Origin of the sequence: Endozoicomonas sp. ONNA2, from assembly GCF_024606365.1 — a bacterium.
Classification (GTDB): Bacteria; Pseudomonadota; Gammaproteobacteria; order Pseudomonadales; family Endozoicomonadaceae; genus Endozoicomonas.
Window position 1 is genome coordinate 1 of the sequence record NZ_JAHHPO010000103.1, and the last position, 2,384, is coordinate 2,384.

The following is a 2,384-nucleotide window of genomic DNA, read 5'->3' on the forward strand; positions in this document are numbered from 1 at the left end:
GGTCGACTGAGCAAAACTCCCTTAGAGCGGCAAAGGACAAGCGAGAGCGGGAGCACGTTTATGAAATATCCGGGTTAGCAATTCGACTACATTAGAACAAACAATTACGAATAATTTCAAGGAGCTGACTTTGCATCCAGTCTGCCCGACGGTAGGTCTACAAGAGACTGTCGAAAAGTAGCAAAGGATGAATAAACACTCAAGCGGATGGCCGCCCCGCGGAACGCTCCGCGCGTTCCTGTCTTATATCACCGCCTGCGCGGCTTGGCCCGATCAGGCGATAATTTACGACGGGTTTAGTAAAAAATCAGGCAAAGGTTCGCAGGCGAACCTTTTAACCCGGGCATTATCAAGCCGCTCTGTGAATCAGCAAATGCGATTTGCCTGGTAATAAACCTCGCTGGTATCAATACCGGCATCGAACTCGGTCTGGCCGCTGCGGCTGGACGTTCTCAACGCTTCCCGGGAGGCAGCGGTTTCTTTCGGTAGCAGGTGATCGACAGCGGCCTTTTCTTCGAGCAGCTCCTGTTCGGTTTTCTTCATCATTTGTTGACCGTAGTCGTTAATGTGAAGGTTCTGGACAATCTGGTAGCTGCCAAACTCACAGACGACAGGGAAAGAGTAGTAGATGCCTTTGGCAACACCGTAGCTGCCATCGGAAATAATACCCATGGACACGGTGCGGCCATCACTGCCCAGGGCCCAGTCACGCATGTGATCGAGAGCCGCCTGTGCGGCGGAGGCGGCACTGGAGAGGCCACGCCACTCAATGATTTCGGCACCACGCTTTTGGATACGGGGGGTGTATTCTTCCTTGTACCATTGCTCATCGATCATATCGATGGCGGCTTCATCACCCAGTACCTGGGCGTGGTGCAGATCAGGGTACATGGTTGGCGAGTGGTTGCCCCACACGCAGACGCCTTCGATATCGGCAGGATTAACCCCCAGCTTGTTACCCAGGATGCCCTGGGCACGGTTGTGGTCCAGTCGGGTCATGGCGCAGAACTGCGAGGGTGCCAGCTCTGGCGCATTGCGGGACAATATCAGACAGTTGGTGTTTGCCGGGTTGCCCACCACCAGGGCTCTGACGTCACGGTTTGCCACGTCGTTCAGGGCCTTGCCCTGTTCGGCAAAGATAACGGCGTTGGCTTCGAGCAGGTCAGCACGCTCCATGCCCTTGGAACGAGGACGGGCACCGACCAGCATGGCGTAATGGATGCCATGGAAACCATCAAACGGATTGTCGTGCAGACTGATACCGTGAACCAGGGGAAAGGCGCAGTCTTCCAGCTCCATGGCGACGCCACGAAGTTTGTCCATAGCCTGTGGAATCTCAACCAGTTGCAGAATCACAGGTTGATCAGGTCCCAGCATTTCACCGGCCGCGATTTTGAACAGCAGGGAGTAGCTGATGTTGCCAGCTGCGCCTGTGACTGCAATTCGTACGGGATATTTCATGGGGAACTGCTCCTTGGGTTTTCAGATTCATTCTTGGATTTGATAAAGATCAGCCGCGCACAGATTACTGATATCATTTTAGTAAGTCTATATGTGAGACGTTGGTTATTATTGTTTTCTTGTGCGCGACCAGAGGCTGAAGTTTACTTGTCCAGCGTTTTTGCTCTTTTCCAGTTGCCAGTTCTTCGGGATTGGTAAAGGGGCCAGCTCTTTTTCAACCTCAATGTAGATAAGGCTGTTCTCATTCAGGTAGCCATTGCTTTCAAGCAGCTGGCATGCAGGCTCCAGCAGGTTCATCCGAAACGGCGGGTCCAGGAAAATCAGATCAAAACTGGTTTCTGCCGGTTGCTTTAACCAGGTAAGGCTATCGCTCTCCACCACCTTGGCACGCCCGGCTTTTAACATTGCAAGGTTGCTCTTCAGCACGTTTGCGGCAACGGGACTTTTTTCCAGCAGCAGTGCAGAGGATGCGCCCCGGGAAAGGGCTTCCATCGACAGTACGCCAGTACCACTAAAAACATCAAGCACCCTGGCTCCCGGCGTAACCATGGCCAGCCAGTTAAATACCGTCTCCCTTACCCGGTCTGATGTCGGGCGCAAGCCGGGTACATTGGCTACGGGTAACTTACGGCTGCGCCATTCACCTGCAATAATCCGCAGCTGACCACCACCGGTATGGGCAGGGTTGATGTTAGCACGTGATTCAGGATGCCCTGGGTTTATGGGCTTGCGGGACATTCATAGGCTCCAGCTGGGCAGGGGGCAAAAAGTAAGTTCAATAATACGCTTTCAACGGTGCTGGTCATACAATAACTGGCTCTGCCCCGGAACTATTTACAACCTGTGTTGTCTAGATATTTAGTAAAAACTTTGTAACTATTCAGCACCCAGCAAAGGCATATTACTGTAATTCTGAACAGCTC

General features: G+C 52.7%; 2 protein-coding genes. Both read right to left on the minus strand.

All coding sequences use genetic code 11. The features are described 5' to 3' along the window. Positions 1-366: 366 nt before the first annotated feature. A complete protein-coding gene (locus tag KDK14_RS01885; protein WP_257263322.1) occupies positions 367-1,461 on the minus strand; it encodes a malate dehydrogenase in 1,095 nt (364 codons plus the stop codon). 108 nt (positions 1,462-1,569) lie between these two features. Further along, positions 1,570-2,199, minus strand: coding sequence for a 16S rRNA (guanine(966)-N(2))-methyltransferase RsmD (gene rsmD / locus KDK14_RS01890; RefSeq protein ID WP_257263323.1), 630 nt, complete (start codon positions 2,197-2,199; stop codon positions 1,570-1,572). Between the last annotated feature and the right edge of the window lie 185 nt (positions 2,200-2,384).